Source organism: Pseudomonas sp. NPDC096950, assembly GCF_044762525.1.
Taxonomy (GTDB): domain Bacteria; phylum Pseudomonadota; class Gammaproteobacteria; order Pseudomonadales; family Pseudomonadaceae; genus Aquipseudomonas.
In genome coordinates this window covers 108,706-128,479 of the sequence record NZ_JBIWEL010000011.1, presented here as the reverse complement: position 1 = coordinate 128,479, position 19,774 = coordinate 108,706, and the positions used below count along the sequence as shown (strand labels likewise).

General features: G+C 59.8%; 22 protein-coding genes. 15 read left to right on the top strand and 7 right to left on the bottom strand.

The window, feature by feature from the left end:
- The first annotated feature begins 36 nt into the window (after positions 1 to 36).
- On the top strand, positions 37 to 933 hold the full coding sequence (locus ACIQY3_RS18315; RefSeq protein ID WP_403021892.1) for a LysR family transcriptional regulator: 897 nt from the start codon (positions 37 to 39) through the stop codon (positions 931 to 933).
- Here ACIQY3_RS18315 and ACIQY3_RS18310 read toward each other — a convergent pair.
- Complete coding sequence (locus ACIQY3_RS18310) at positions 914 to 1,369, bottom strand: flavodoxin (protein WP_403021890.1); 456 nt, start codon at positions 1,367 to 1,369, stop codon at positions 914 to 916. The genes ACIQY3_RS18315 and ACIQY3_RS18310 overlap by 20 nt on opposite strands.
- A gap of 151 nt (positions 1,370 to 1,520) precedes the next feature.
- Here ACIQY3_RS18310 and ACIQY3_RS18305 point away from each other — a divergent pair, with 151 nt between their 5' ends.
- Together ACIQY3_RS18305 and ACIQY3_RS18300 are read left to right on the top strand one after the other, a co-directional pair.
- Entirely contained in the window at positions 1,521 to 1,997 is a 477-nt protein-coding gene (locus ACIQY3_RS18305; protein ID WP_403021888.1) for a PAS domain-containing protein, read from the top strand.
- A 54-nt stretch (positions 1,998 to 2,051) separates the two neighbouring features.
- A complete protein-coding gene (locus tag ACIQY3_RS18300; RefSeq protein ID WP_054616118.1) occupies positions 2,052 to 2,657 on the top strand; it encodes a hypothetical protein in 606 nt (201 codons plus the stop codon).
- 3 nt (positions 2,658 to 2,660) lie between these two features.
- On the opposite strand, the gene ACIQY3_RS18295 is transcribed toward ACIQY3_RS18300, so the two are convergent.
- Positions 2,661 to 3,620, bottom strand: a complete 960-nt coding sequence (locus ACIQY3_RS18295) for a MerR family transcriptional regulator (protein WP_403021886.1) — start codon at positions 3,618 to 3,620, stop codon at positions 2,661 to 2,663.
- 233 nt (positions 3,621 to 3,853) lie between these two features.
- Between ACIQY3_RS18295 and ACIQY3_RS18290 the strand changes: the two genes are divergently transcribed.
- The 7 genes from ACIQY3_RS18290 (at position 3,854) to ACIQY3_RS18260 (ending at position 8,410) form a co-directional block, all read left to right on the top strand.
- On the top strand, positions 3,854 to 4,423 hold the full coding sequence (locus ACIQY3_RS18290; RefSeq protein WP_403021884.1) for an antibiotic biosynthesis monooxygenase: 570 nt from the start codon (positions 3,854 to 3,856) through the stop codon (positions 4,421 to 4,423).
- A 171-nt stretch (positions 4,424 to 4,594) separates the two neighbouring features.
- Positions 4,595 to 5,305 carry a dihydromonapterin reductase gene (folM, locus tag ACIQY3_RS18285; RefSeq protein WP_403021882.1) on the top strand — a complete coding sequence of 237 codons (711 nt, stop codon included), beginning with the start codon at positions 4,595 to 4,597 and terminating at the stop codon, positions 5,303 to 5,305.
- 22 nt (positions 5,306 to 5,327) lie between these two features.
- Positions 5,328 to 5,903 (top strand): GTP cyclohydrolase I FolE, encoded by a 576-nt coding sequence (gene folE, locus ACIQY3_RS18280; RefSeq protein ID WP_403021881.1) that lies wholly within the window; start codon positions 5,328 to 5,330, stop codon positions 5,901 to 5,903.
- A gap of 2 nt (positions 5,904 to 5,905) precedes the next feature.
- Positions 5,906 to 6,277 carry a dihydroneopterin triphosphate 2'-epimerase gene (gene folX, locus ACIQY3_RS18275; protein ID WP_054049847.1) on the top strand — a complete coding sequence of 124 codons (372 nt, stop codon included), beginning with the start codon at positions 5,906 to 5,908 and terminating at the stop codon, positions 6,275 to 6,277.
- 68 nt (positions 6,278 to 6,345) lie between these two features.
- Positions 6,346 to 6,642: a DUF1244 domain-containing protein gene (locus ACIQY3_RS18270; RefSeq protein ID WP_403021879.1), complete on the top strand. Its 297-nt coding sequence runs from the start codon at positions 6,346 to 6,348 to the stop codon at positions 6,640 to 6,642.
- Positions 6,635 to 6,973, top strand: a complete 339-nt coding sequence (locus ACIQY3_RS18265; RefSeq protein ID WP_403021877.1) for a HopJ type III effector protein — start codon at positions 6,635 to 6,637, stop codon at positions 6,971 to 6,973. The genes ACIQY3_RS18270 and ACIQY3_RS18265 overlap by 8 nt, the downstream gene beginning before the upstream one ends.
- A 186-nt stretch (positions 6,974 to 7,159) precedes the next feature.
- Complete coding sequence (locus ACIQY3_RS18260) at positions 7,160 to 8,410, top strand: aspartate aminotransferase family protein (protein ID WP_403021875.1); 1,251 nt, start codon at positions 7,160 to 7,162, stop codon at positions 8,408 to 8,410.
- A 177-nt stretch (positions 8,411 to 8,587) separates the two neighbouring features.
- Here ACIQY3_RS18260 and trxB read toward each other — a convergent pair whose 3' ends face one another.
- Positions 8,588 to 9,550 carry a thioredoxin-disulfide reductase gene (gene trxB / locus ACIQY3_RS18255; RefSeq protein ID WP_403021873.1) on the bottom strand — a complete coding sequence of 321 codons (963 nt, stop codon included), beginning with the start codon at positions 9,548 to 9,550 and terminating at the stop codon, positions 8,588 to 8,590.
- Between the two features lie 314 nt (positions 9,551 to 9,864).
- Here trxB and cysZ point away from each other — a divergent pair, with 314 nt between their 5' ends.
- Together cysZ and ACIQY3_RS18245 are read left to right on the top strand one after the other, a co-directional pair.
- Positions 9,865 to 10,617 (top strand): sulfate transporter CysZ, encoded by a 753-nt coding sequence (cysZ, locus tag ACIQY3_RS18250; RefSeq protein WP_403021871.1) that lies wholly within the window; start codon positions 9,865 to 9,867, stop codon positions 10,615 to 10,617.
- A 40-nt stretch (positions 10,618 to 10,657) separates the two neighbouring features.
- Entirely contained in the window at positions 10,658 to 11,857 is a 1,200-nt protein-coding gene (locus ACIQY3_RS18245) for a glycosyltransferase family 4 protein (protein ID WP_403022024.1), read from the top strand.
- Positions 11,858 to 11,958: 101 nt separating this feature from the next.
- Here ACIQY3_RS18245 and ACIQY3_RS18240 read toward each other — a convergent pair whose 3' ends face one another.
- The 3 genes from ACIQY3_RS18240 to ACIQY3_RS18230 all read right to left on the bottom strand — a co-directional run bounded on the left by ACIQY3_RS18240 (position 11,959) and on the right by ACIQY3_RS18230 (position 14,328).
- Entirely contained in the window at positions 11,959 to 13,062 is a 1,104-nt protein-coding gene (locus tag ACIQY3_RS18240; protein ID WP_054049862.1) for an NADH:flavin oxidoreductase, read from the bottom strand.
- Between the two features lie 175 nt (positions 13,063 to 13,237).
- On the bottom strand, positions 13,238 to 13,720 hold the full coding sequence (locus ACIQY3_RS18235; protein WP_403021869.1) for a glutathione peroxidase: 483 nt from the start codon (positions 13,718 to 13,720) through the stop codon (positions 13,238 to 13,240).
- A 122-nt stretch (positions 13,721 to 13,842) separates the two neighbouring features.
- Positions 13,843 to 14,328 (bottom strand): peptidylprolyl isomerase, encoded by a 486-nt coding sequence (locus tag ACIQY3_RS18230; RefSeq protein WP_145252538.1) that lies wholly within the window; start codon positions 14,326 to 14,328, stop codon positions 13,843 to 13,845.
- Between ACIQY3_RS18230 and ACIQY3_RS18225 the strand changes: the two genes are divergently transcribed.
- From ACIQY3_RS18225 to ACIQY3_RS18215, 3 genes are read left to right on the top strand one after another with little or no spacing between them, the layout of a single operon-like run.
- Entirely contained in the window at positions 14,297 to 14,635 is a 339-nt protein-coding gene (locus ACIQY3_RS18225; RefSeq protein ID WP_403021866.1) for a DUF3565 domain-containing protein, read from the top strand. The two genes, ACIQY3_RS18230 and ACIQY3_RS18225, sit on opposite strands and share 32 nt — an antisense overlap.
- A gap of 60 nt (positions 14,636 to 14,695) precedes the next feature.
- The gene (pta, locus tag ACIQY3_RS18220; protein ID WP_403021864.1) at positions 14,696 to 16,795 is read left to right on the top strand and encodes a phosphate acetyltransferase; all 2,100 of its coding nucleotides are present in this window, start codon (positions 14,696 to 14,698) and stop codon (positions 16,793 to 16,795) included.
- Positions 16,796 to 17,701 carry an acyltransferase gene (locus ACIQY3_RS18215; protein ID WP_403021862.1) on the top strand — a complete coding sequence of 302 codons (906 nt, stop codon included), beginning with the start codon at positions 16,796 to 16,798 and terminating at the stop codon, positions 17,699 to 17,701.
- Between the two features lie 168 nt (positions 17,702 to 17,869).
- On the opposite strand, the gene cysN is transcribed toward ACIQY3_RS18215, so the two are convergent.
- Positions 17,870 to 19,768: a sulfate adenylyltransferase subunit CysN gene (cysN, locus tag ACIQY3_RS18210; protein ID WP_403021860.1), complete on the bottom strand. Its 1,899-nt coding sequence runs from the start codon at positions 19,766 to 19,768 to the stop codon at positions 17,870 to 17,872.
- Positions 19,769 to 19,774: the final 6 nt, after the last annotated feature.

Genomic DNA, 19,774 nt, shown 5'->3' with positions numbered 1-19,774 from the left:
TTAGACTCAGCTTCATTCCAAATTGGAATCCTACCGATGGAATTCAAACAGCTACGCAGCTTCGTCGAAGTGATGCATCAGGGTGGTTTTACCCAGGCCGCCAAGACCTTGCACATCAGCCAGTCGGCGGTGAGCAAGCAAGTCGCCCAACTCGAGCAAAGCCTCGGCACTCCGCTGCTCGAACGTCTCGGCTCGCAATTGCGCCTGACCGCCGCCGGCAGCGTGGTCCTGCAACGGGCCGAGGGCATGCTGCGCCTGCGCAACGAGTTGCTCAGCGAACTGGATGATTTGAGCCAACTGGCCCGTGGCGAGTTGCGCCTGGGTTTGCCGCTGTTGGGCAGCGATGCGTTGTTCGCCGGGCTGTTCGCCGAATACCGGCGGCGCTACCCGAACATCACCATTCAGTTGCTCGAAGGCGGTAGCCGGAACATCGAGCAAGCGGTGTTGAGTGGCGAGCTGGAACTGGGCGGCAGCCTGTTGCCGAAGGATCCGCAATTCGCATTTCAGCCATTCTGCGATGAACCGCTGGACGCTTTGCTGCCAGTTGATCACCCGTTGGCGGCGAAGACGAAGATTGGCCTGGAGGAGTTGGCCGACACTCCGTTCCTGCTGTATCAGCGCAGCTTCGTACTAAACGACCGCTTGCTTCAGGCCTGTCAGCAGATGGGGTTTACGCCCAAGGAAGGCGGGCGCAGTGGCCAGGCGGATTTTCTCGCGGCGCTGGTGGCGGCCGGGCAAGGTGTGGTGTTGCTGCCCAGTGTGGTCGCGCGCGGGCTGGTGCGGCCAGGCGTGGTGCGCCTGACCTTGAACGCGCCGGCATATCTGCGCTGGGACATTGCCTTTATCTGGCGCCAGGGCGCGTACCTGTCAAACGCTGCCCAGGCTTGGCTCGCGCTGCTGCGCGAGCGTCCAGTCAGCCCCGCAGAGCGCTGACCAGCTCCGCCAGCCAAGGCTCGGCGTCGGTTTCCGGCGTGACGCTTTCGCTGGCATCCAGGCGCAGCATCGGCAGCACTTCGCGCAGGCCCAACTCGGCGAACAATTCGCGCATCTGCTCACCACCGCCGCAGAACGTATCGCCGTAGCTCGCATCGCCCAGGCCGATGACTGCGCCCGGCAAACCACGCCAGGCGGCAGGCAACTGATCGCGAATCATCGAGTACAGCGGTTGCAGGTTGTCCGGCAACTCGCCCATGCCGGTGGTCGAGGTCACGGCCAGGAAGGCTTCGGGGCCGAATGCCTGGACGTCGGCCAGACTCGCCCGAGGGTTGTGCCAGGTCTCGAAACCGGCTTCTTTCAAAATATTCGCGGCGTGCCGGGCGACTTCTTCAGCCGTGCCGTACACCGAGCCGGAAAGGATGGCGACTTTCATCAATCTGATCCTGAAGCTGTAAAAGACGGGCGATATTAACAGCACCGGCAAAAAACCTGCGATCGCCTCTCAATAAGTGCTGGTGGCCAGTAGACAGCCACTTTTGTTCTTCTAGAATGCAGCGCTTAATCAACTCGGAAAGGATTCTCTGATGATCAACGCCCAACTGCTGAAAATGGTGATCAACGCCTCCAACGACGGCATCGTGATTGCCGAAAAGGAAGGCGAGCAAGACAACATCCTGATTTACGTCAACCCGGCCTTCGAACGCTTGACCGGTTACACCAGCGAAGAAATCCTCTACCAGGACTGCCGCTTCCTGCAATCCGGCGACCGGGATCAAGAAGCACTGGCGACGATTCGCCAGGCACTGGACAGTGGCGGCTCGTGTCGGGAAGTGCTGCGTAATTACCGCAAGGATGGCACTCCATTCTGGAACGAGCTGTCCCTTTCGACGGTTAAAAACGAAAGTGACGGACAAACGTACTTTGTGGGTGTCCAAAAAGATGTAACGGTTCAGGTCAAGGCGCAGCAGCGAGTTACGCAGCTGGAAGCGCAGGTGGCTGAGTTGCAGGCCGAGCTGGCGGCGCTCAAAACGACGAACGGCGAAAACAAAACTGCGAATTAATTGTCATTAACTACAATCACCGATGACTTTGTAACTTTTATTTACGAGCAAGCCATGCAACGCGACGCACTCTTGACCCAGGATGAGCTGGATTTTATCCAGACCATGCAGCACAACCCGCAGCTCAATGTGCGGGATGCAACGTCGAGCCTGCTCGTCAACGGTGGATCGCAAATCCGTGATCTGCTGACGCGCCTCGCCGCCCATGAGCAGGTCACCATCCAGGCCAACTTCGAAAACCAGCAAATGACTTTCCCCCTGCACCTGGTGGAGGACGAGTTCCACGCGCTGCATTTGCGCCTGGGCGTGCCGAGTATTTTTGAAGACGGGCCAATGGTCCGGCCATGGCGCCTGACACTCGAAGAACCGGTCGCGCTGGAGAATGCCAAGGGCCAGCCCGGCACGATGTGGGTCCACGAAGTGTCGTTCAAAGGGGTTTTGCTGGAAGTTCGCAACAAGACCAAACCGCCGAAGCATTTCGCGTTGTGGTTCAGCCCGTCAGGCTATGAACGGATCGCGTTGCGCGGCACGTTTGAACGGGAAACCGAACAAGGCTTCTTCGCCTACCAGTTGAGCCAAAGCGACAAGGACGAAACCGAACGTCTGCGTCAATTCATCCTGCAGCAACATCGCCTGACCCATCCTGCCTTGCACGTCTGAGCTTCAAGTATCCAGGTTACCCGCCAGGAATTGCTTCAGACGCTGACGCATCAACAAGCCTTCGTTACCCAGACAACCGATTGATGACCCGGCCAGGTTTTCCTGCGCCAGGTCGGATGCATCGCCTGCGAGCATCAACTGACAATCCAGGCTCATGGCCAGGCGATTCAGACGTCGTGGCAGCTCGGGTGCGGGGACGTGGTTGGAAAACAGCACCAGCGCCTGGGGCTGGATTCTTTCGCACACCAGCGTCAGCTCATCGAATGGCTGGCCGATCGTCAGCACACGAACTCCCGAATTCGCCCCGCTCAAAAACAGCGCCGCCACCAGCAATTCCAGTTCACGGCACTGGCCGGCCAGCGCGCTGACAACGATCCGGCGCGGTGAGGTATCACGAATCAGTAACAGGCGCTGCGCCACCCGTGATCGCAGAAACGCGTCGAAGAACAACCATTCACTGGTCTGGCCGAATGCTTCCTGACGCTGCAACAGTTGCTTCCAGAGCGGCATCAGAATGTCCTGGAACACCACCGGCAGTGAGTAACTGGAAAAAATCTGCCCGTAGACCCGCTCCAGCTGCACATCGTCAAACGCACTGACCGCCGTCTGAACCTGCTGCTGCCACTGGCTGTAGTCAGCGAGCACCAGTTCATTGGGAATGATGTGCGCGAGCGCCTTGAGCGGTTCGGTCTTGGCCAGTATCTTGCCGACCTTGCTCACTGCCACACCGCGATCGATCCAGTCCAGGATGCTGCGGACCGTCTCGATATCGGCCATGGAATACAGCCGATGCCCACTTTCGGTGCGGGTTGGCTGAATCAGGCCATAACGACGCTCCCACGCTCGCAGTGTGACCGGATTGATCCCGGTAAGCCGTGCCACTTCTCTAATCGGAAAAAGTTCTTCCCGTTCCAGGGAAGCAGCTGGCAGCAAGCCAGGGACAACGTCAGTCAGGACAGGCATTTGGGCGTGATCGTCCAAGGTCTAATTGGATCCTATTCTAGCGCTTAACCCCCGTAATCATTCAACCCATTGATGGATGCCACACAGGAGAGTGATGGCCGATGAATGCCTCTGGTGTAATTTTCATAATCAGGAATAATCCTTGCTTGTCCCAGGACGCAGCCCATCACCCCGGCGCTGCGTCTGGCGAAACTCCTACCCGGAGCGACGCAATAGCCTTACGGAGATACACAATGTCTACCTCACCCGTCACGCTGATGGTGGCGCGCCGCGTTGCCGATGGACGTTATCAGGACCTGATCGCCTGGTTGCGTGAAGGCGAACAACTGGCCACTGACTTTCCCGGTTATCTCGGTTCAGGCGTGCTCGCTCCGCCACCCGACGATGACGAATTCCAGATCATCTTCCGCTTCGCCGACGAACAGACCCTGCACGCCTGGGAGCATTCCGTCTCGCGCACTGCCTGGCTGGGCCGTGGCAGCGACTTGTTCGCCCATCCGACGGAACATCGGGTCAGCGGCATCGAAGGCTGGTTCGGCGCTGTCGGTCAACGTCCGCCACGCTGGAAACAGACCGTGGCCATTTGGCTGGCGTTCTTCCCGGTCTCGCTGTTGTTCAACTTCGTCCTGGGGCCGTTGCTGGGTGAAATGAGCCTGCTGCCGCGTGTGCTCATCAGCACGTTGTGTCTGACGCCGTTGATGGTCTATTTCTTTATTCCGTTGTCGACCCGCCTGTTGGCCAACTGGCTGCACAGCACGCCGGCGCGGCCATTGCCTGCGGCACCCACTACCCAAAACCACTGATCTCCCTGTGGGAGCGGGCTTGCTCGCGAAGGCGGCGTGTCAGACAACATTGATGTCGACTGGCATGGCCCCTTCGCGAGCAAGCCCGCTCCCATACAAGCCAGCTCCCACAATAGGTGTACGTCGCCGCGCGCTGGTATAGTTTTGCTCTCACCGCGACGCGAGCCGTTCATGACTTCTTCCGCAGCCCCAATCCTCATCACCGGTGCCGGCCAGCGTGTCGGCCTGCACTGCGCCCGGCGTTTGCTCGAAGACGGCCACGCCGTGATCTTCAGCTACCGCAGCGAACGCCCCGGCGTGCAAACGTTGCGCGATCTGGGCGCGACGGCGGTGTTCGGGGACTTTTCCAGCGAAGCCGGCATCCTCGCGTTCATCAGTGAACTCAAGACCCACACCGACAGCCTGCGGGCGATTGTCCATAACGCCTCCGAATGGCTGGCCGAAACCCCGGACACCGACGCCCAGGCATTTACCCGAATGTTCAGTGTGCACATGCTCGCGCCCTACCTGATCAACCTGCACTGTGCCGACTTGCTCGAACGCTCGAGCCCTGCCGATATCGTGCACATCAGCGACGACGTGACCCGCAAGGGCAGCAGTCAGCACATCGGCTATTGCGCCAGCAAAGCCGGGCTCGACAGCCTGACCCTGTCCTTCGCCGCGAAATATGCGCCAACGATCAAGGTCAACGGCATCGCGCCAGCCCTGCTATTGTTCAATCCCGACGACGACGCGGCGTACCGCGCCAAGGCCCTGGCCAAGTCCGCGCTGGGCATCGAACCCGGCAGCGAAGTGATCTATCAGAGCCTGCGCTATTTGCTCGACAACCCTTATGTCACCGGCACGACCCTGACCGTCAACGGCGGACGGCACGTCAAATAAGCCGCCCCCGCGAGGATGCACCATGACGTTATCCCTGCCCCAGAACGCCTTGTCCCAGAGTTATCGCGAAATCCTCATCGGCCTGGGTGAAAACCCCGACCGCGAAGGCCTGCAAGACACCCCGATGCGCGCCGCCAAGGCCATGCAGTACCTGTGTCATGGCTACGAGCAAAGTGTCGAAGAGATCGTCAACGGCGCGCTGTTTTCGTCCGATACCGACGAGATGATCATCGTCGCCGACATCGAGCTCTATTCGCTGTGCGAACACCACATGCTGCCCTTCATCGGCAAGGCCCATGTGGCTTATATTCCGACGGGCAAGGTGCTGGGCCTGTCGAAGATTGCGCGACTGGTGGACATGTTCGCCCGTCGCCTGCAGATTCAGGAAAACCTCACCCGGCAGATCGCCGAAGCAGTGCAACATGTGACGGACGCCGCCGGTGTCGCCGTGGTGATCGAGGCCAAGCACATGTGCATGATGATGCGCGGCGTCGAGAAACAGAATTCGACCATGAACACCTCGGTGATGCTCGGTGCCTTCCGCGAGTCGAGCAACACCCGCCAGGAGTTCCTGCAATTGATTGGACGGAGCAAGTAGCAATGCCACAACTTCAACCAGGAATGGCGCGCATCCGGGTCAAGGACCTGTGCCTGCGCACCTTCATCGGCATCAACGAAGACGAAATCCTCAACAAGCAGGACGTGTTGATCAACCTGACCATCCTGTACGCAGCGCAAGAAGCGGTGCGCGACAACGACATCGATCACGCGCTGAACTACCGCACCATCACCAAGGCGATCATCGCCCACGTGGAAGGCAATCGGTTTGCCCTGCTCGAACGCCTGACCCAGGAAATTCTCGATCTGGTCATGGTCAACGAATCGGTGCTGTACGCCGAAGTGGAAGTCGACAAACCCCACGCCTTGCGATTTGCCGAGTCGGTGTCGATTACCCTGGCCGCAAGCCGCTAAGCCCGTCTGGCGCATTAGTCGTCAGGCTTTTATCATCCGCGCCACGATTTGATTGCACAGAGCCCGCCATGAACGATCAACAACGCCTGGAACTTGAAGCCGCCGCCTTTCGCCGGCTGGTCGCCCATCTGGACAGCCGCAAGGACGTGCAGAACATCGACCTGATGAACCTCTCGGGTTTCTGCCGCAACTGCCTGTCGAAGTGGTACAAGGCCGCCGCCGACGAACGCCAGATCGACGTCACCCTCGACGACGCCCGCGAAGTGGTCTACGGCATGCCGTACGCCGAATGGAAAGCCCAATACCAGCAAGAAGCCAGCGCCGAACAACAAGCGGCGTTCGCCAAAGGAAAACCCAATGAGTGATTTGAACACCCTGCGCGCCAGCCTCAACAGCGGCGAACACGCTTTCGCCGACACCCTGGCTTTCATCGCCGCCGGTTACGACTATCAGCCGCAAGCCTTCAACAACGGTGGCGTGGAAAACGCCGCCGGGCAGAACGAAGGTTCGTGCAAGACCTTGGGCCTGGCGCTGCTGGAAGGCTTGAGCGATGAAGAAGCGTTACTGGCGTTTGGCGAACACTATCGCTCTGTAGTGGCGACGCCTGAGGGCAGCGATCACGGCAATATCCGCGCATTGATCGCCCATGGTCTGGCCGGTGTGAAATTCACCCAGCCCCCCCTGACCCGCCGCTAACCGCTTTTTCTGTGGGAGCGTGGCTTGCCCGCGAAGGCAATCTCAAGACCGCCATCGCCGGCAAGCCGTGCTCCTGCAACACATCCCGACTTTTAAGATTGACCCGGCGACTTTATTTCGTTTGCCGCTTCCCCCTGCTCACGGCTTAGATAAAAAGAAGCATCCCTTCTTCTGAGTCAGGTATCCATGAGCAGCGAAACCATCAGCCAGTCGATCAACGTCGTGCATCCCGTCACCCTCAGCCACGGCAAGAATGCCGAGGTGTGGGACACCGAGGGCAAACGCTACATCGACTTTGTCGGCGGCATCGGCGTGCTCAACCTCGGTCACTGCCACCCGCGCATCGTCGAGGCCATTCGCGACCAAGCCACCCGGCTGACCCACTACGCGTTCAACGCCGCCCCGCATACGCCCTACATCGAGTTGATGGAGCGTCTGACGGCGTTCATTCCCGTGGACTACCCGGTCAGCGGCATGCTCACCAACAGCGGCGCGGAAGCGGCGGAAAACGCCTTGAAGATCGTGCGTGGCGCCACCGGCCGCACGGCCGTCATTGCGTTTGATGGCGCCTTCCACGGTCGCACATTGGCCACCCTCAACCTCAACGGCAAAGTCGCGCCCTACAAACAGAAAGTCGGCGTATTGCCAGGCCCGGTTTACCACCTGCCGTTCCCGAGCAAGGACAGCGGTGTGAGCTGCGCCGAAGCCCTGAAGGCAATGGATCGGTTGTTCAGTGTCGAGATCGACGTCAATGACGTGGCGTGTTTTATCCTCGAACCGGTACAGGGCGAAGCGGGTTTCCTGGCGCTGGACGTGGAATTCGCCCAAGCGTTGCGGCGCTTCTGTAACGAGAAAAACATCCTGCTGATCGCTGATGAAATTCAGTCCGGTTTCGGCCGTACCGGTGAACGTTTTGCGTTCTCGCGACTGGGCATTGAACCGGATTTGATCCTGCTGGCTAAAAGCATTGCCGGCGGTATGCCGCTGGGTGCGGTGGTCGGGCGCAAGTCATTGCTCGACACCTTGCCCAAGGGCGGACTGGGCGGCACCTATTCCGGCAACCCGATTGCCTGCGCTGCAGCACTGGCGACCCTGGACGAGATGACCGATGCGAACCTGCACACCTGGGGTTCGCAGCAGGAAGAAGCCATCGTCAGCCGTTACGAAGCCTGGCGCGCCAACAAACGCTCACCGTTTCTGGGACGCCTGACTGGCGTCGGCGCGATGCGCGGCATCGAGTTGAGCAACGCTGATGGCACGCCGGCCTCAGCGCAGTTGACGCAATTGCTGGCCTTGGCACGGGATGCGGGGTTGCTGTTGATGCCTAGCGGAAAGTCGCGGAACATCATTCGGCTTTTGGCGCCATTGACCACCGAGGCTACGGTGCTGGAAGAAGGCTTGGATATCCTCGAGGCGTGCATAAAGAAACTGACCTGATCACAAATCCCCCTTGTGGGAGCGGGCTTGCTCGCGAAGGCGGCATAACATTCAACATGGATGTCGACTGACACACTGCATTCGCGAGCAAGCCCGCTCCCACACTAGTCCTGTATTGACCATGAAATCGCGTGCACAAAAAAACCGGCCGAAGCCGGTTTTTTCATTTCAACGCTATCAGAACTTGGCGTTCTGCAGATCGTCGAGGTAACGCTCTGCATCCAGTGCCGCCATGCAACCAGCGCCGGCGGAGGTGATCGCTTGACGGTAAACGTGGTCAGCCACGTCACCGGCGGCGAAGATGCCTTCCAGGTTGGTTGCAGTGGCGTTGCCTTCACGGCCGCCGTGCACCACCAGGTAACCATCTTTCAACGTCAGTTGGCCTTCGAACAGCGAAGTGTTCGGGGTGTGGCCGATGGCGATGAACACGCCGTCGACTTTCAACTCGTCGAAGCTGCCGTCGTTGTTCTTCAGGCGAGCACCGGTCACGCCCATGTTGTCGCCCAGGACTTCGTCCAGGTTCGAGTTCAGCTTCAGGATGATCTTGCCTTCGGCAACCCGTGCATTCAGCTTGTCGATCAGGATCTTCTCGGCGCGGAACGTTTCGCGACGGTGGATCAGGGTCACGGTGCTGGCGATGTTGGCCAGGTACAGGGCTTCTTCCACAGCGGTGTTACCACCACCGACCACAGCCACTGGCTTGTTGCGGTAGAAGAAACCGTCGCAGGTCGCGCAGGCCGACACGCCTTTGCCCATGAACGCTTCTTCCGACGGCAGGCCCAGGTAACGAGCGCTGGCGCCAGTGGCGATGATCAGGGCGTCGCAGGTGTAAGTCGCGCTGTCACCAGTCAGGGTGTACGGCTTGGCAGCGAAGTCCACGGCATTGATGTGATCGAACACGATCTCGGTTTCAAAGCGTTCGGCGTGCTCTTTCATCCGCTCCATCAACGCCGGGCCGGTCAGGCCGTGGGCGTCGCCCGGCCAGTTGTCGACTTCGGTGGTGGTGGTCAGTTGACCGCCGGCCTGCATGCCAGTGATCAGCAGTGGCTTGAGGTTGGCACGGGCGGCATACACCGCAGCGCTGTAACCGGCAGGGCCGGAACCGAGAATAATCACTCGCGAATGACGGACTTCAGACATGACCTGCTCCTGTTAACCGGCCGGAACTCTGGCGCGGAACGCCGGGTTTGCCGGCGGGAATAAAAAAGGACTGTTGAAAGCACTTGGGGAAGGCTTGAGCTCGACAGTCCTGTAAAAAGAATGGGTGCAGCGTATCGAGGGGGCGAAGATTAAGGAAATACGGTTTAACAATCCAGCTCATAGGCGGTCTCTATCCCGTTACGGTGATTTTATAGACGCCTTTGTTACAGTGAATGTCGATGCCGCTGCCGCGCTTTCACCCGCCCGGCAAAGTCGGTAAGGTCGGCGCGTTTACCCTCTGCTCGGAGCACGCTATGCCCGCCCCTGTTCTGTCCGGCCCGCAATACCTGCGCGAAGGCCTCAAGCTGGTCCTGAGCCCGGGCCTGCGTTTGTTCGTGTTGTTGCCCCTGATGATCAACCTGGTGCTGTTCGTCGGATTGATTTACCTGGCCGGCCATCAATTCAGTCTGTGGGTCGACACACTGATGCCGTCCCTGCCCGACTGGCTGAGTTTCCTCAGTTATATCCTCTGGCCGATTTTCGTGGTGCTGGTGGTGCTGATGGTGTTCTTCACCTTCACCATGCTCGCCAACGTCATCGCCGCGCCATTCAACGGCTTCCTCGCGGAGAAAGTCGAAGTGGTGGTGCGCGGCACCGACGACTTCCCGGCCTTCAGCTGGGGCGAACTGATCGAAATGATCCCACGCACCCTGGCCCGGGAAATGCGCAAACTCGGCTACTTCTTGCCCCGGGCCATCGGGCTGTTCATCCTCTCGTTCATCCCGGTGGTGAACATCATCGCCGCACCGCTATGGCTGTTGTTTGGGGTGTGGATGATGGCGATCCAGTACATCGACTATCCGGCGGACAACCACAAGCTCGGCTGGAACGAGATGCTCGCCTGGCTGCGGCAGAAGCGCTGGCAGAGCATGAGTTTCGGCGGGATTGTTTACCTGGTGTTGCTGATTCCGGTAGTCAACATTCTGATGATGCCCGCCGCTGTGGCCGGAGCGACTTTGTTCTGGGTGCGTGAGCGCGGGGCAGAGAATCTGGTGGTGCAGCGCTGAGCCCGTCACAAATCCATCATCGAAACGCCACAATGACGACATAGCCTCAGCCGACACTGAGGTCATGACGACAGCTCTGCATATCACCCTGATCACCGAAACCTTCCCTCCGGAAATCAACGGCGTGGCCAATACCCTTGGCCGCTTGTGCGACGGTTTGCGTGCGCGTGGGCATCAGGTCGAGTTGGTACGACCACGTCAGGGCTGTGATCAGCAGCAAGGCAGTGACGATGCGTTGCTGCTGTGTCGCGGCTGGCCGCTGCCGGGTTATCCGGGGTTGCAGTGGGGCCAGTCGTCGATGCACAAGTTGCTGCGGCGCTGGAAACGCCATCGCCCGGACGTGCTGTACATCGCCACCGAAGGGCCGCTGGGTTTGTCGGCATTGCGTGCGGCGCGACGCCTGGGGATTTCGGTGGTCAGCGGTTTTCACACCAACTTCCAACAGTACTCAAGCCAGTACGGGCTTGGCCTGCTGGCGCGGTTGCTGACTCACTACCTGCGCTGGTTCCACAACCGCTCGACGTTGACCCTGGTGCCCAGCGTCAGCCAACGCCTGGAATTGGAGCGCCGGCAGTTCGAACGCCTCGCGCTGTTGTCCCGGGGCGTCGACAGCCAATTGTTCCACCCGACCAAACGCCTGAATGCGCTACGTGAGCAGTGGGGTTTGGCGGACGATGAAATTGCCGTTATCCACGTTGGACGCCTGGCCCCGGAGAAAAACCTGGGATTGCTCAAGCGTAGTTTCGACGCACTGAAGGCGACTTATCCACAGCGCAACATGAAGTTGATCGTGGTCGGCGACGGACCGCTGCGGATGGCCCTGGAGAAAGAATTACCGGAAGCGATTTTCTGCGGCTCACAGCGCGGTGAAGCCCTGGCCAGTCACTATGCGTCAGGGGATGTTTTTCTATTTCCGAGCATGACCGAAACCTTCGGTAATGTGGTGCTTGAGGCGCTGGCCTCGGGGCTGGGCGTGGTGGCGTACGATCTGGCGGCGGCGGGTCAGCACATTCGCCACGGCTATAACGGCGTGTTGGCCATGCCCGGGGATGAAGAGGCGTTCTGCGATGCGGCGCGCTGGTTGCTGGAGGAACGGGAAACCTTGCGCTGCGTGCGGCTGAATGCGCGTCAGCATGCGAGTCGCCAGGGGTGGGCGGCGATTATCGAGCAGTTTGAGGGGCAGTTGCGGGGGGCTTGTGTGGGAGAGCAGGTGGTGCCGAATGCGCCGACCTTGCCTTGATTTTCGGTGACCGTAAGTAGGCCTTCGCGAGCAAGCCCGCTCCCACAATTGATCTCATGTGGGAGCGGGCTTGCTCGCGAAGAGGCCCTTCCAGCCGCTGCTTAAACCAGCGTCATCAACGCCTCACGGCTGAACGGCAGAATGTCTTCTTCACGACCATCACGCACTTTCTGCGCCCAGTCCGGGTCGACCAACAGCGCACGCCCTACCGCCACCAGATCAAACTCGTCGTTATTCAAACGTTCCAGCAGTTTTTCCAGGCTGGCCGGTTGGGCGATCTTGTCGGTGTTGACCATGAACTGCAGAAACTCGCCGTCCAGGCCAACGCTGCCCACGGTGATGGTTGGCTTGCCGGTGAGCTTGCGGGTCCAGCCAGCCAGGTTCAGTTCGGAACCGTCAAACTCCGGCTCCCAGAAACGTCGCGTCGAGCAGTGGAAAATATCCACACCCGCGTCGGACAGTGGCTTGAGGAATTCGCCCAGGGCTTCCGGGGTCTGCACCAGGCGTGCGGTGTAATCCTGCTGCTTCCACTGGGAGAAACGGAAGATGATCGGGAAACCTTCGCCGACTGCAGCGCGCACGGCCTGAATCAATTCGATGGCGAAGCGCGAACGGTTGGCCAGGCTGCCGCCGTATTCGTCGGTGCGCTGGTTGGTGCCTTCCCAGAAGAACTGGTCCACCAGATAGCCATGGGCGCCGTGGATTTCCACGCCGTCCATGCCGATGCTTTGTGCATCCTTGGCCGACTGGGCGAACGCGGCGATCACGTCCTGGATATCTTGTTTAGTCATGCCGTGAACCACGACCTGACCGTCCTTCAGTTTTTCCGACGGGCCGTAACCCGGAACGCTGGCGTCCGGCTCGGTGCCGATGCGACGCACGCTGCCCACGTGCCACAGTTGCGGGACGATCTTGCCGCCTTCGGCGTGTACTGCGTCGACGACTTTCTTCCAACCGGCCAGCGCTGCTTCACCATAGAAGTGCGGCACGTTCGGGTAGCCGTTGGAGGCCTTGTGGCCAACGGTGGTGCCTTCGGTGATGATCAGGCCTACACCAGCAGCGGCGCGGCGACGGTAGTACTCGATCACTTTGGAATTGGGTACGCCGCCCGGGGAGAAGGAGCGGGTCATTGGCGCCATGACGACGCGGGTCGGCAGTTCGAGGGTGCCGAGGTGGAACGGTTTGAACAAGGCTTTGACGGGCATGGGACGCTCCACGGGGAAATGACTTTATGACGGCGATAATATGGAGAGTTGCCAGCCTTGAACAGCACTATTGATTTAAGTGATTAAGGATTAGAAACGAAAAGATCGCAGCCTTCGGCAGCGCCTACACGGGAATGTGAACACCCGAAGGCTGCGATCTTTAGATCTTACGGATTCAGCTCAGCGCTTTTTCAATCGCATGCACAATCGTCGGATCATCCGGCGCCGTGCGTGGCGAAAACCGCGCCAGGACACGCCCGTCTTTACCGAGCAGGAATTTTTCGAAGTTCCAGGTGATGTCACCCGGAAACTCCGCGCCCTCGCCCGCCAGCAAACGGTACAACTGATGACGCTCATGACCGTTGACTTCCAGCTTGCTGGACAACGGAAAGGTCACGCCATAGTTGAGGCTGCAGAATTCCTGGATCTCTTGCTCGGTGCCCGGTTCCTGTCCCGCAAACTGGTTGCACGGCAAGCCCAGCACGCTGAAACCTTTACCTTTGTATTGCTGGTAGAGGTTTTCCAGCGCCGCGTACTGTGGGGTCAAGCCACATTTGGAGGCAACGTTGACCACCAGCACGACGTGCCCCTTGAAGGGCGCCAGAGGTAGCTCCTGACCATCCAGGGCTGTCAATTTAAGGTCGTGGAAAGCACTCATGACGAACTCCAAATTCCCGTGTTCTTCTCGAAACAGCCACCTGGCGGCGTCGCCTTGGGACAGCCGCGGACTAAAAAGGCGCCCTCGGGCGCCTCTCCAGTTCTCTGAGCTTAGCGCAGAAATCAGTGGTGATGGCCACCTTCGCCATGGACGTGACCATGAGCGATTTCTTCCTGGCTGGCGTCACGGATGTCAACGATCTTGACCTGGAAATTCAGGCGCTGACCGGCCAACGGGTGGTTGCCGTCGACGGTGACATCGTCGCCGTCCAGGTCACGGATGGTGACAATTTGCATCTGGCCGTCCGGCGCGGAAGCGTGGAACTGCATGCCCACTTCCAGTTCGTCGACGCCTTCGAACATGCTGCGGCTCAAAGTGCTGACCAGTTCGGCAGCGTATTCGCCGTAGGCATCTTCAGGTTCTACGGCAACGGTCAGTTCGTCACCGACGGTTTTGCCTTCCAGGGCTTTTTCCAGGCCCGGGATGATGTTACCTGCGCCTTGCAGGTAGACCAGCGGCGCGCCGCCGGCGGAGCTGTCGATGACCTCACCAGCGTCGTTGGTCAGGGTATAGTCGATGGAGACAGCCTTATTGGCGGCGATCAGCATGGGGCGAGACCTTTTGCAGAAGAATATAGAAAGAACGAGTTTAGCGAAGCAATCGCCCGAAAGCGAACACAACCCGGACAGACGGATGACGGCGCCAGGCTCGACGATCACAGGTTTCCATCAGGATGAGGATGGCCATTGGGTGGCAGAGCTTTCCTGTGGCCATACGCAACACCTGCGTCATCAGCCGCCCTGGCAATCCCGGGCCTGGGTCCTGGACCCGGCGCAACGTATTGAAAAAATAGGCCAGCCCTTTGCTTGCGGTTGGTGCGCACAAGGCTCGGTTAGCGATAACCTTGGCGACTGAAATTCGGCAGATCGTCAGACATAGATGATCGCCACTGCCATGCACCTCCAGAGAATCCGCATGCAAACTTTTTTTATCGCGCCCACCGATTTTGGTGTGGGTCTGACCTCCATCAGCCTCGGGCTGGTGCGTACCCTTGAGCGAGCCGGGCTGAAAGTCGGCTTTTTCAAACCGATCGCCCAGCCCCATCCGGGCGACACCGGCCCTGAGCGCTCCACCGAACTGGTGGCGCGCACCCACGGCCTCAAGCCGCCGCAACCCCTGGGCCTGGCCCATGTCGAGCGCATGCTTGGCGACGGTCAGCTGGATGAGCTGCTCGAAGAAATCATCACCCTGTACCAGCAGGCCGCCATCGGCAAAGACGTGCTGATTGTTGAAGGCATGGTCCCGACCCGCAGCGCCAGTTATGCCGCGCGGGTCAATCTGCACCTGGCCAAGAGCCTCGATGCCGAAGTGATCCTGGTCTCGGCGCCGGAAAACGAAGTGCTGACCGAGCTGTCCGGCCGGGTGGAATTGCAGGCGCAATTGTTCGGCGGGCCGAAAGACCCGAAAGTCCTCGGCGTGATCCTCAACAAGGTCAAGACCGATGAAAGCATGGAAGCCTTCGCCTCGCGCCTGAAGGAACACTCGCCGTTGCTGCGCAGTGGCGACTTCCGTTTGCTCGGCTGCATCCCGTTCCAGCCGGAATTGAACGCGCCGCGCACCCGCGATGTGGCCGACCTGATGGGCGCGCAGATTCTCAATGCCGGTGACTACGAAACCCGGCGCATGACCAAAATCATCATCTGCGCCCGCACCATGCGTAACACCGTGGAGCTGCTCAAGCCCGGTGTGCTGGTGGTGACGCCGGGCGATCGCGACGACATCATCCTCGCGGTCAGCCTCGCCGCCATGAACGGCGTACCCCTGGCCGGCCTGTTGCTGACCAGCGACACCCTGCCCGACCCACGGATCATGGACCTCTGTCGCGGCGCCTTGCAGGCGGGTTTGCCGGTGTTGTCGGTGAGCACCGGTTCCTACGACACCGCCAACCAGTTGAACGGCCTGAACAAGGAAATCCCGATCGACGACCGCGAGCGTGCGGAGATCATCACCGACTTCGTCGCCAGCCACCTCGATGCCAAGTGGCTGCATCAGCGTTGCGGCACGCCACGGGAAATGCGCCTGTCGCCTGCCGTGTTCCGCTACCAACTGATCCAGCGCGCCCAGGCCGCCAACAAGCGCATCGTGTTGCCCGAAGGCAGCGAGCCGCTAACCGTGCAAGCTGCCGCGATCTGCCAGGCCCGTGGTATCGCCCGTTGTGTGTTGCTGGCCAAACCGGCCGACGTCGAAGCCGTGGCCCGCGCCCAAGGCATCGAGTTGCCGCCGGGTTTGGAGATTCTCGACCCGGATCTGATTCGCGGTAACTACATCGAACCGATGGTGGCCCTGCGCAAAAGCAAAAGCCTCAACGCGCCAATGGCGGAGCAGCAACTGGAAGACACCGTGGTGATCGGCACCATGATGCTGGCGCTGGATGAAGTCGATGGCCTGGTGTCCGGGGTCATTCACTCCACCGCCAACACCATCCGCCCCGCCCTTCAGTTGATCAAGACTGCACCGGGCTGCACGTTGGTGTCGTCGGTGTTCTTCATGCTGTTCCCGGAAGAAGTGCTGGTCTACGGCGACTGCGTGATGAACCCGCACCCGAGCGCCAGCGAACTGGCCGAGATCGCGTTGCAAAGCGCCGACTCGGCGGCGGCGTTTGGCATCACGCCACGCGTTGCGATGATCAGCTATTCCAGCGGTGAGTCGGCCAGTGGCGAAGAAGTCGAGAAGGTCCGCGAAGCGACATTGCTCGCCCACGAACAACAGCACTCATTGCTGATCGACGGTCCGTTGCAGTACGACGCCGCCGCCAACGAAACCGTGGCCAAGCAATTGGCACCGAACAGTCAGGTCGCCGGTCGCGCCACGGTGTTCGTGTTCCCGGACCTGAACACCGGCAACACCACCCACAAAGCCGTACAGCGCAGCGCCGATTGCGTGAGCCTCGGGCCAATGCTGCAAGGCCTGCGCAAACCGGTGAACGACCTGCCGCGCGGCGCGCAAGTCGATGACATCGTCTACACCATCGCGTTGACCGCGATTCAAGCAGCCAACCGACCTATGGATCTTTAAATGCTGGATTTCCTGCCTGCCGCTGTGCGCGGTGTGATTGCTTCGCTATTGCTGGCCCTGAACACCATTCTGCTGTGCTCATTCCTGTTTATCGTGGCGCTGTTCAAAGTGTTGCCCTTCGCCCTTACCCGGCGCTTCACGCTCTGGCTGATGAGCCACACCCACGAAGCCTGGATCAGCAACAACAAAGCCTGGATGAACCTGGTCTGCCGCACCCGCTGGCATCTCAGCGGTCTTGAAGGGCTGGACTATCAGCACTCGTACCTGATCACCAGCAACCACCAGAGCTGGGTCGACATCATGGTCCTGCAATACGTGCTCAACCGACGTATCCAGCCGTTGAAGTTCTTTCTCAAGCAAGAGCTGATCTGGGTTCCCGTGATTGGCCTGGCGTGGTGGGCGCTCGGGTTTCCGTTCATGAAACGCTACTCCAAGGCCTACCTGGAAAAGCACCCGGAGAAGAAAGGCAAAGACCTGGAAACCACCCGCAAGACCTGCGACAAATTCCGCAACAACCCGGTGGGGATTTTCAACTTCGTCGAAGGCACGCGCTTCACCGAGGGCAAACACGCCCAGCAGAAATCGCCGTTCAAGTACCTGCTCAAGCCCAAGGCCGGTGGCATTGCGTTTGTGCTGGATGCGATGGGTGAACAGCTTGAGTCCATCGTCAACGTGACCATCCACTACCCTGCTGGCCGTCCTGGCTATTGGGATTTGCTCTGCGGGAACGTGAAGGATGTGGTGGTGCATTTTCAGGAGCTGACAATACCGCCGCAATTCGTTGGCAAGAATTACGACCAGGATGGCGAGTACCGATTGCAGTTCCAGGGCTGGATCAATCAGCTGTGGGAAGACAAGGATGCGTTGCTGGGGCAGATGCACCGCGAATACCCAGGCAAACACTGATCCCCTGTGGGAGCGGGCTTGCTCGCGAAAGCGGACTGACATTCAACATTGATGTCGACTGACACACCGATTTCGCGAGCAAGCCCGCTCCCACATTGGAAAATCACCTGGCACAAAAAAACCCGCCGATGATCACTCATCGGCGGGGTTTTTATGAGCCGCTAACGCTTAGATCGCGCCACGCTGACGCAGCAGATCCAGCACTTGCTTGACGCTTTCTTCCAGCGACAGCGACTGGGTGTCGACCACAAGGTCGGCGTCCAGCGGCACGTCGTACGGGAAGGAATCGCCCGGGATGTTGTCGCCACCGGCGGCGTACAGCCCTTGCGGATCACGCTCGGCGCACACGGTCGGCGAGGCCTGGACGTAGACCGTCAGCAGACGCTCCTTGCCGATCAGGTCCTTGGCCTGCTCGCGACCTTCGGCACTCGGCGCAACGAATGCCGCCAGCGTCAGCAAACCGGCTTCGTTGAACTGACGCGCAACGTGTGCCGCACGACGCCAGTTCTCGGTACGCCCGGAACGATCCTGTGGCAGACCTTTGTTCAGGTCATGACGCAGGTTCTGGCCATCGAGTACAAACACCGCACGACCCATGTCGAACAGCTTGCGTTCAACCGCGTAAGCCAGGGTGCTTTTGCCCGCGCCGGACAAACCGCTGAACAACACGGTGGCCGGTTGCTGGCCGAAGCGCTGGGCGCGTTCTTCGGTCGCGACGTGCGCCAACTTGCCATGGTGCGTGCTGCTGCCATGAGCCAACGGCTGAGCGATGATCATGCCCGCCGCGACGGTGCCATTGGTCAAGCGATCGATGACGATGAACGAGCCGGTGGTGCGGTTGCTCGCGTAACCGTCCAGTGCGATGGCGGCGTCGAGGCTGACCTTGACCCGACCGATCTCGTTCAGATTCAGCGAACTGGCCGGACCTTCTTCCAGGGTATTCACGTCAACACGGTTGACGATGCTGGTGATCGAACCCGGCACGTAGGACGTGGCGCGTTTGATGTCGTATTTCTTGCCCGGCAACATCGGCTCTTCAGCCATCCACACCAGCATGGCGTCGAAGGCGTCAGTCACTTGCGGCAGGTTGTCGGCGTGCACCAGCAAGTCGCCGCGAGAGATGTCGATCTCGTCTTCCATGGTCAGCGTCACCGCTTGACCCGGACCGGCGTGTTCCAGCTCACCTTCGAAGGTGACGATGGATTTGACGCGGCTGCTCTTGCCTGACGGCAGCACCACGACTTCGTCGCCCTTGTGCACGATACCGCTGGCCAAAGTACCGGCGAAACCACGGAAGTTCAGGTTCGGACGGTTGACGTACTGCACCGGGAAACGCAGGTCGGTGTAGTTGCGGTCGTTAGCGATCTCGACGGTCTCGAGAATTTCCATCAGCGACTGGCCGGTGTACCACGGCGAGCGCTCGGATTTGTTCACCACGTTGTCGCCCTTAAGGGCCGACATCGGCACGAATGCCATGGTGGTCGGCTTGAACGCGATGCCTTCGGCGAACTTCAGGTAATCGGCCTTGATCGACTCGAACACGGTTTCGTCGAAGCCGTTGAGGTCCATCTTGTTGATGGCGACCACGATGTGTTTGATGCCGAGCAACGAAGCAATGAAGCTGTGGCGACGGGTCTGAGTCTGCACGCCGTAGCGGGCGTCGACCAGAATGATCGCCAGGTCACAGGTGGACGCACCGGTGGCCATGTTGCGAGTGTACTGCTCATGGCCAGGGGTGTCGGCGATGATGAATTTGCGCTTGGCGGTAGAGAAATAACGGTAAGCGACATCAATGGTGATGCCCTGCTCCCGCTCGGCCTGCAGGCCGTCGACCAGCAACGCCAGGTCGATGTCTTCGCCGGTGGTGCCGACTTTTTTCGAGTCGCGGGTGATGGCTTCCAGGTGATCTTCGTAGATCATCTTGGAGTCGTGCAGCAGGCGCCCGATCAGGGTGCTCTTGCCGTCGTCGACGTTGCCACAGGTCAGAAAGCGCAGCATTTCCTTGCGTTCGTGCTGGCCCAGGTAGGCGAGGATGTCCTCGCTGATCAAATCAGATACGTGCGACATGACAAC

Coding starts and splice junctions, on each gene's coding strand:
- ACIQY3_RS18315 (WP_403021892.1), top strand. CDS start 37: ATGGAATTCAAACAGCTACGCAGCTTCGTCGAAGTGATGCATCAGGGT.
- ACIQY3_RS18310 (WP_403021890.1), bottom strand. CDS start 1,369: ATGAAAGTCGCCATCCTTTCCGGCTCGGTGTACGGCACGGCTGAAGAA.
- ACIQY3_RS18305 (WP_403021888.1), top strand. CDS start 1,521: ATGATCAACGCCCAACTGCTGAAAATGGTGATCAACGCCTCCAACGAC.
- ACIQY3_RS18300 (WP_054616118.1), top strand. CDS start 2,052: ATGCAACGCGACGCACTCTTGACCCAGGATGAGCTGGATTTTATCCAG.
- ACIQY3_RS18295 (WP_403021886.1), bottom strand. CDS start 3,620: ATGCCTGTCCTGACTGACGTTGTCCCTGGCTTGCTGCCAGCTGCTTCC.
- ACIQY3_RS18290 (WP_403021884.1), top strand. CDS start 3,854: ATGTCTACCTCACCCGTCACGCTGATGGTGGCGCGCCGCGTTGCCGAT.
- folM (WP_403021882.1), top strand. CDS start 4,595: ATGACTTCTTCCGCAGCCCCAATCCTCATCACCGGTGCCGGCCAGCGT.
- folE (WP_403021881.1), top strand. CDS start 5,328: ATGACGTTATCCCTGCCCCAGAACGCCTTGTCCCAGAGTTATCGCGAA.
- folX (WP_054049847.1), top strand. CDS start 5,906: ATGCCACAACTTCAACCAGGAATGGCGCGCATCCGGGTCAAGGACCTG.
- ACIQY3_RS18270 (WP_403021879.1), top strand. CDS start 6,346: ATGAACGATCAACAACGCCTGGAACTTGAAGCCGCCGCCTTTCGCCGG.
- ACIQY3_RS18265 (WP_403021877.1), top strand. CDS start 6,635: ATGAGTGATTTGAACACCCTGCGCGCCAGCCTCAACAGCGGCGAACAC.
- ACIQY3_RS18260 (WP_403021875.1), top strand. CDS start 7,160: ATGAGCAGCGAAACCATCAGCCAGTCGATCAACGTCGTGCATCCCGTC.
- trxB (WP_403021873.1), bottom strand. CDS start 9,550: ATGTCTGAAGTCCGTCATTCGCGAGTGATTATTCTCGGTTCCGGCCCT.
- cysZ (WP_403021871.1), top strand. CDS start 9,865: ATGCCCGCCCCTGTTCTGTCCGGCCCGCAATACCTGCGCGAAGGCCTC.
- ACIQY3_RS18240 (WP_054049862.1), bottom strand. CDS start 13,062: ATGCCCGTCAAAGCCTTGTTCAAACCGTTCCACCTCGGCACCCTCGAA.
- ACIQY3_RS18235 (WP_403021869.1), bottom strand. CDS start 13,720: ATGAGTGCTTTCCACGACCTTAAATTGACAGCCCTGGATGGTCAGGAG.
- ACIQY3_RS18225 (WP_403021866.1), top strand. CDS start 14,297: ATGGAGACAGCCTTATTGGCGGCGATCAGCATGGGGCGAGACCTTTTG.
- ACIQY3_RS18230 (WP_145252538.1), bottom strand. CDS start 14,328: ATGCTGATCGCCGCCAATAAGGCTGTCTCCATCGACTATACCCTGACC.
- pta (WP_403021864.1), top strand. CDS start 14,696: ATGCAAACTTTTTTTATCGCGCCCACCGATTTTGGTGTGGGTCTGACC.
- ACIQY3_RS18215 (WP_403021862.1), top strand. CDS start 16,796: ATGCTGGATTTCCTGCCTGCCGCTGTGCGCGGTGTGATTGCTTCGCTA.
- cysN (WP_403021860.1), bottom strand. CDS start 19,768: ATGTCGCACGTATCTGATTTGATCAGCGAGGACATCCTCGCCTACCTG.